Origin of the sequence: Sporolactobacillus sp. KGMB 08714 (genome assembly GCF_036598985.1) — a bacterium.
In the GTDB taxonomy this organism is placed as follows: domain Bacteria; phylum Bacillota; class Bacilli; order Bacillales; family Sporolactobacillaceae; genus Sporolactobacillus.
Genome location: NZ_JAUUBW010000036.1, coordinates 25,858 through 32,559 on the forward strand (window position 1 = coordinate 25,858; position 6,702 = coordinate 32,559).

At 48.6% G+C, this 6,702-nt stretch carries 6 protein-coding genes; all 6 read left to right on the forward strand.

Going from position 1 to position 6,702, the window contains the following annotated elements; all coding sequences use genetic code 11:
• The first annotated feature begins 182 nt into the window (after window positions 1-182).
• The 6 genes from hfq to glnA all read left to right on the forward strand — a co-directional run bounded on the left by hfq (window position 183) and on the right by glnA (window position 6,058).
• Window positions 183-416: an RNA chaperone Hfq gene (gene hfq / locus Q6A92_RS15205; protein WP_188805127.1), complete on the forward strand. Its 234-nt coding sequence runs from the start codon at window positions 183-185 to the stop codon at window positions 414-416.
• 239 nt (window positions 417-655) lie between these two features.
• A complete protein-coding gene (locus tag Q6A92_RS15210; protein WP_443029739.1) occupies window positions 656-1,609 on the forward strand; it encodes an AAA family ATPase in 954 nt (317 codons plus the stop codon).
• Window positions 1,610-1,634: 25 nt separating this feature from the next.
• Window positions 1,635-2,885 (forward strand): GTPase HflX, encoded by a 1,251-nt coding sequence (gene hflX / locus Q6A92_RS15215; protein WP_274400912.1) that lies wholly within the window; start codon window positions 1,635-1,637, stop codon window positions 2,883-2,885.
• 4 nt (window positions 2,886-2,889) lie between these two features.
• Window positions 2,890-4,170, forward strand: coding sequence for a methionine gamma-lyase family protein (locus Q6A92_RS15220; protein WP_332238617.1), 1,281 nt, complete (start codon window positions 2,890-2,892; stop codon window positions 4,168-4,170).
• Between the two features lie 104 nt (window positions 4,171-4,274).
• Window positions 4,275-4,661 carry a MerR family transcriptional regulator gene (locus Q6A92_RS15225; RefSeq protein WP_274400910.1) on the forward strand — a complete coding sequence of 129 codons (387 nt, stop codon included), beginning with the start codon at window positions 4,275-4,277 and terminating at the stop codon, window positions 4,659-4,661.
• A 62-nt stretch (window positions 4,662-4,723) separates the two neighbouring features.
• A complete protein-coding gene (gene glnA / locus Q6A92_RS15230) occupies window positions 4,724-6,058 on the forward strand; it encodes a type I glutamate--ammonia ligase (protein WP_274400908.1) in 1,335 nt (444 codons plus the stop codon).
• Window positions 6,059-6,702 lie beyond the last annotated feature (644 nt).

Consider the following 6,702-nt stretch of genomic DNA (forward strand, 5'->3'; position numbering starts at 1 on the left):
GCGGCTTCAGGATGCTTTGCAAATGATGGAAAATTAAAATATAATTAATATGAGATCTTTCTGTGGCTGGATTAGTTTTCTTCCTTCTCAGGGAAAAGATCATGCAAAAATAATTAATTATTGCAGGAAAGTTCACCATGGAGTCGAAATACCTTTACTAGAGAGAAAAGAGGAGGAATAAAATGAAGCAGTCGATTAATATCCAGGACACGTTTCTTAATCAATTACGTAAAGAAGGGACCTTTGTAACCGTTTTTCTTGTCAGCGGTTTTCAGCTGAAAGGCAAAGTAAAGGGTTTTGATAATTTTACAGTCCTTTTGGATAGCGATGGCAAGCAGCAATTAATTTTTAAACACGCCATTTCTACTTTTACTCCGTCAAAACCCGTGAATTGGACAAGTCAGGAAGAGTCTTAATAGATAACGGAGAGGCAGCGATCGGTGCTGCCTTTCTTGCTGCTTTTCGTACGTCCTTGTTTTTTTCCGCCTTCTGAATGCCGTCCGTTCATCATAAAATGATTTAGCCCTCTTTTTCCCAGAATTAACTTCTGAGAAACGGGCGATTGTCACGGAGCAGTCACAACCGGCGTATACATAATCGAACGCAGGCATTAACGTCCGGACTTGCGCCGAAAAACAGCGAGGTGATCGGAATCGTGCGGGAGGCCTATACATTTACGCAGAAAAGCCAGATTAATGTCATATTCAATCAAAAAAATGAGAGAAATACTGTCGCGCCTTTTCCTATCGAAGAAAAGGTGAGCCATGCACCGCTTGAGAAGCTGGAAGAGAAACTGGACCGGCTTGTTGGCATGGATGAAGTGAAGCATATGGTAAAAGAGCTTTATGCGTGGCTTTACATCTACAGAAAGCGGGAAGAAGCGCAATTAAAAGTAGAGAAACAGTCTTTTCATATGCTTTTTAAAGGCAATCCGGGAACCGGGAAGACGACGGTCGCCAGGCTGCTCGGAGAATTGTTCAATGAAATGGGGATACTTTCTAAGGGCCAGCTGATTGAGGCGGAACGTGCGGATCTGGTCGGTGAATACATCGGACAGACCGCGCAGAAGACAAGGGAACTGGTCAGAAAGGCACTCGGGGGCGTCCTTTTCATTGATGAAGCTTATTCGCTGGCACGAGGCGGCGATAAGGATTTCGGAAAGGAAGCCATTGATACGCTCGTTAAACAGATGGAGGATCACAAAGACGAATTCGTTCTCATTCTGGCCGGCTATTCCGATGAAATGGATGATTTTCTGCAAATGAATCCGGGGCTGCCTTCCCGTTTTCCAATGATTTTTTCTTTTCCGGATTTCAGCGGCGGAGAGCTCCTGGCCATTTCTCTTCAGATGGTCGGGGAACGTGAATATCGGCTGACAGCGGAAGCACAGAAAAGGCTGTCCCGCCATCTGCATCAAAAAGTCAGCGATCATGAAAAACAGTTCAGCAACGGACGCTATATCCGCAATCTTGTCGAAAAGATGATCCGCCAGCAGGCTGTCCGTCTGGTCAGGGAAGGAAACTATGATCGGGAATCGCTTCTGACCATTCGGGCGTGCGATCTTGTCTTTGATGACGTGAGACCGGTTTCCGGAGCGGATGAAGCATAGAAAAGCATCTGGGAAGAGGTCGTTTATGGAAAATGTGATACTTGTCGGCTGCCAGCTGCCGCATCAGTCCGATGATCGGTTCGACTCATCGCTTCAGGAACTTGAGGCACTGGTGAAAACAGCCGGAGGCGAGGTCGTTGCTGTATCGACGCAAAAACGGCAGCAAATCGATTCCGCCACGTATATCGGAAAGGGGAAGCTTGAAGAAGTCGAAGCCCTGGAGAAGCAGCTTGGAGCGGATGCCGTCATTTTTAACGGTGAACTTTCTCCGGGGCAGCAGAGCAGGCTGAATACGTCGCTTTTTTCCAAGGTTCTGGACCGGACGCAGCTTATTCTCGATATCTTCGCGATGAGGGCGCGTTCACGTGAAGGGAAGCTCCAGGTAGAGCTGGCGCAGCTGAATTATCTGCTTCCCCGGCTCAGCGGCATGGGCGATTCCCTCTCACGGCTGGGGGGCGGGATCGGTACGCGCGGTCCGGGCGAGACAAAGCTCGAAACCGACCGGCGTTATATCAGAAACAGAATGAAGGACATCGGCAATCAGTTGAAGACGGTGGCGGGGCACCGGAAACGTTACCGCGACCGGCGTACGGCCAATGATCAATGCCTTGTGGTACTGGTCGGATACACAAACGCGGGTAAATCCACTCTGTTCAATAGGCTGACGTCCGCTCATACTTATGTCGAAAATCAATTGTTTGCGACCCTTGATCCTCTGACTCGAAAAATGAAACTTCCGAACGGATTGATTTGTCTGCTTTCCGATACGGTTGGATTTATCCAGGATCTTCCGACGCAACTTGTCGCCGCTTTTCGTTCAACACTTGAAGAGATAACCGGCGCCCGATTGATTATTCATGTTGTCGACGCTTCGGATCCCGATTTGATCGCACAGGAGCGGACAGTTGCTGCCTTAATGTCCGAACTGGGCGCCGATGATCTTCCGGTTTTGAAACTATATAATAAAAGGGATCTTTTACAAACCGCATTTATCGCGCCGAAGGAAGCGCTGCTTATATCCGCACGCAGCATTGAGGACGGCGATCGTGTGTTACAGGCCGTTCAAAATGAGCTGATCAAACAAATGGTGCCGTTCAAGTGCCGGATTCCGGCCGATGAAGGCAGGCTTCTGAATGAAATCATGACGCATGCGGTGCTTGAAAGAAGAACATTTATCGAGGAAGCGCAAAGTTATGAAGTTGAAGGCTTTGTTTTTCCTGAAACGCCGCTTGCTTCAAAATTGATCAAGCATGCGGTTTTAAAAGACGGGGAGTAATAGAATGTACGGTGAATTGACTTATGGAAAAGAGCTGCAGCGGCTTGTTGAAGTCGTCGACCGGCAGATTGAGGAGAAAACAGGAACGATTGACCGGATTGCTCAGGAGAACCAGTTTCGTGTGCTCTCCAGTTTCCGAAAAAATAAAATCAGCGATGCTCATTTCAGCGGGACAACCGGTTACGGCTATGATGATTTCGGCCGAGACGGCATTGAAGCGGTTTACGCGGATTGTTTCGGCGCCGAAGCGGGACTTGTCCGGATGCAGATGGTTTCCGGAACCCACGCCATTACAACGGCGCTTTTCGGCGTGCTCAGGCCCGGCGATGAACTCATGTACATTACCGGGAGCCCTTATGATACACTTGAGAGCGTGATCGGTATTGCCGAAGGCGGGCACGGGTCACTGAAAGACTTCGGCATCGGCTATAGAATGATGCCGCTTAAAAACGGCTGTATTGACACGGAGGCTGTTAACCGCGCAATCGGGCCGAATACAAAAATGATTGCTGTTCAGCGTTCCTGCGGCTATGGTAATCGTCCGTCGCTATCCGTTCATCAGATCGGTGAAGCCATTTCAGCCATCAAAAGCGTCCATCCGCGGATCATTGTATTTGTAGACAACTGTTACGGGGAGTTTACCGAAACCGCAGAGCCCTGTCATGTCGGAGCCGACCTGATGGCCGGTTCGCTGATTAAAAATCCGGGAGGAGGTCTTGCTAAAGTCGGCGGATACATAGTTGGACGTTCCAATCTTGTTTCCATGTGTGCGGAACGCCTGACCGCTCCGGGTCTGGGACGGGAAGTGGGCCCGACTCTCGGCGGTCTGGCCGATCAATATCAAGGCTTTTTCCTTGCGCCGCATACCGTCGCTCAGGCGCTGAAAGGGGCTGTTTTTACAGCGGCGCTTATGGAGCGGCTGGGGATGGAAACATCGCCTTCATGGGAGTCCGTAAGAACCGATCTGATTCAGAGCATTACTTTTCGCGATCCGGATCAGATGACCGCCTTCTGTCAGGCTGTGCAGATGGCCTCCCCGATTAATTCGCATGTCCTGCCCTTTGCCAGCCCGATGCCGGGGTACCGGAGCAAAGTAATTATGGCTGCCGGCACTTTTGTTCAGGGAGCAAGCCTTGAGCTGACGGCGGACGGTCCGCTTCGCCCCCCCTATAAGCTTTATGTTCAGGGAGGACTGACACTGGAACACGTTAAAGCCGCCATGATCATTGCCGTCAATCATCTTGCTGAAAAACAGCTGATTGATGTGGTACATGCCCAATTGTGACAAGTCTATTAAAAGTATGCCATTATCTGTTAGGTAAACTAACATTGTTTGACAACATTTGTGCCGAACGTTATAATGTCTTTAAGAAGGGGGCGTCAGGCGATATGGACAACAATGTACGCCGCTCAATGCCTTTGTTTTCAATGGGAATTGTTCAAAAACTGACAAGTTTAACCGCACGGCAGATCCGCTATTATGAGGAAAATGAATTGATCCATCCGGAGCGTACAGCGGGCAATCGTCGTGTTTTTTCATTTAATGATGTCGATCGGCTGCTGGATATTAAATCCCTTCTGGATGAAGGGGTCAATCTGGCCGGCATCCGTCGTGTTCTGAGCGAGAAGCCTGTTGAGGCGAACCGTCCTGTTGAAGAGAAAAAAGAAATTTCGGATGCCGAACTCATGAAGTTTCTGAAAACGGAATTGGTCGGTGCCGGTAAATATGGCAAATCTTCGTTGATACAAGGGGAACTCTCACGGTTTTTCAAGTGAGGCGGTTTCCTGTGTATATAAATTTTTTTGAAAATAGAAACTTATTTTGGGGAGGATCTCGAATGGCAAAGTTTACGAAAGAGGACATCATTTCTAAGGTAAATGAAGCAAACGTCAAATTTATTCGTTTGCAGTTCACTGACTTGCTCGGAATCATTAAAAATGTGGAAATTCCGGTCAGCCAGCTGGAGAAAGCGCTGAACAACAAGATTATGTTCGACGGTTCTTCAATCGAGGGCTTTGTAAGGATTGAAGAATCCGACATGCTTTTGTATCCGGACTACGATAGCTTTGTCGTATTTCCCTGGACTGCAGAAAAGGGCAAGGTCGCCCGAATGATTTGTGATATCCATAAGCCGGATGGCACGCCATTCCCAGGGGATCCTCGCAGTGTGCTTAAGGTTCAGCTTGAAGAAATGAAGAAGCTCGGCTTCACGGCATTTAACATCGGCCCGGAACCTGAATTCTTCCTGTTCAAGATGGATGATGAAGGAAAGCCGACACTTGATCTGAATGACAACGGCGGTTATTTCGATCTGGCTCCGACGGATCTCGGCGAAAACTGTCGCCGCGATATTGTCCTGGAACTTGAAGACATGGGTTTTGAAATCGAAGCATCGCACCACGAAGTTGCTCCGGGTCAGCACGAAATCGACTTTAAGTATGCCGATGCGGTGACAACCTGCGACAACATCCAGACATTCAAGCTTGTCGTTAAAACAATTGCCCGTCAGCATAATCTGCATGCAACCTTCATGCCGAAGCCGTTGTTTGGCGTCAACGGCTCAGGCATGCATTCCAATATGTCCCTGTTCAAAGGCAAGGAAAATGCTTTTTATGATGAATCTTCCGAGGACGGGCTCAGTGAAACGGCAAAGGCCTTCATCGCCGGCGTTTTGAAACATGCCCGTGCATTTACAGCGATTACCAACCCGACCGTCAACTCGTACAAACGGCTGGTTCCCGGATATGAGGCACCGAGCTATGTGGCCTGGTCGCTGAGCAACCGCAGTGCGCTGATTCGTATTCCGGCTTCCCGCGGGCTGAGCACACGTATTGAAGTCAGAAGCGTCGATCCGGTTACGAATCCTTACCTCGGCATGGCTGCCATGCTTGCCGCCGGTCTCGATGGCGTCAAAGAAAAACTGACGCCCGCGGATCCGGTAGACCGCAGCATCTATGTCATGGACGATGAAGAACGTGAAAAACTCGGCATTCATGAACTTCCTTCCGATCTGAAAGAAGCATTGGCCATCTTTAATGCGGATTCGGTCATCACCGGGGCTCTCGGCGAGCACACCGTTTCCCGCTTCAATGATGCAAAAGAAATTGAGTGGGATATGTTTAGAACCCAAGTTCATCAGTGGGAACGCGATCAATATCTCGAACAGTATTAATCTGGCAGACTTGCCGAACCCCTTGGCACTATTGGTGCTGAGGGGTTTTCTCTTTGCCCCTTTTTTTGACCGCCGGTTTAAAATGCCGTATGTTTTTCAAATTTCGAGATACGATCTGTTTGAAGAATACTGCTTGTGTGCGTGTACACTTCGTCTGTGATCCGCTCATTCGCGTGCTCAAGGCCGTTCGGACACAGCTCCAGACTCGATCATCAGAGCTGCGCAGGTATGGCGTAGAGGGCGTACTGATTGAAATGGTGCCGGTTTTCCCAAACCGTGCGTCGATGTCGGCGTGTGTACAGCGAAGTGCTGATTCACGCCTAAGTGGAAGGATCTTCGAAGATATTCAGAGAACGATGGTTATGTGTTTTTATGTCAGAGTTCTAGAGACGATATCTATGAAAAAGTGTTAGAAAATGGGGACGTTTTTCGAGTAAGGGTGTCAAAAGGGAGCGGTGAAATCGGCAAAGGGTTGTTCTCACGAATAGTAAAACAAGAACTTCATGTGAGTAAAGAATATTCCAATGAACGATCGAGTAAAAAAAACAAATAATTTGTAGGTAAGACAAGAGGCTGTCTCAAAAGGTCAGTCTGTAGTGAAAAACGAGAGGGACATTTTTTCCCTCTCGTTTTTCGCTCATCCT